Below are 506 nucleotides of genomic sequence, written 5' to 3'. Positions count from 1 at the left end.
CTTGTGATATATATTGAAAATAAAGTGAAGGATTTTAAAATTTTTTATTTATAACAAAAGAAGATTAGAAAGAAAATAAGTGAATGTTGGCTATCGTATTATTATTCACCAGCCACCGTCCCATTCACCACCACCGTGCCAGTCTTGTCCATTGTCCCATTGACCGTTATCCCATTCACCACCGTTCCAATCGTGACCGTTATCCCATTGCCCATCATTCGAATGGCCATCATTCCATTGGCCATTGTCCCATTCACCACCACCGTTCCAATCGTTACCGTGGTCCCATTGACCCTCACCTCCATTATCCCAGTGGTTCCACGCTCCTCCATGTCCAGCTTGGCTTTCTGCTAGACCTTCTCCTTTCCATTGGCCTTCCAGAACACCTTCACCTCTCCATTGTCCATCATCAACGCTTGGTCTTGCCCATGCACAAATGGCAAAAAGTGATATAGTTAGGACTAGTGCGACTCTCATGATGGCAGTGGCGATTTCCAAAAGTCTCC

The 506-nt window shown here is 44.9% G+C and carries 1 protein-coding gene; it reads right to left on the bottom strand.

What is annotated here, in order from left to right; all coding sequences use genetic code 11:
* Positions 1-105 precede the first annotated feature (105 nt).
* A partial coding sequence (locus EK369_RS23080) for an MORN repeat-containing protein (RefSeq protein WP_268920628.1) occupies positions 106-506 on the bottom strand: 401 nt, incomplete at its 5' end.

It is taken from the genome of Shimia sediminis, from assembly GCF_003990645.1.
Lineage (GTDB): Bacteria > Pseudomonadota > Alphaproteobacteria > Rhodobacterales > Rhodobacteraceae > Shimia > Shimia sediminis.
The sequence above is the reverse complement of the archived record's forward strand: the minus strand, read 5'-3'. Positions and strand labels throughout refer to the sequence as shown.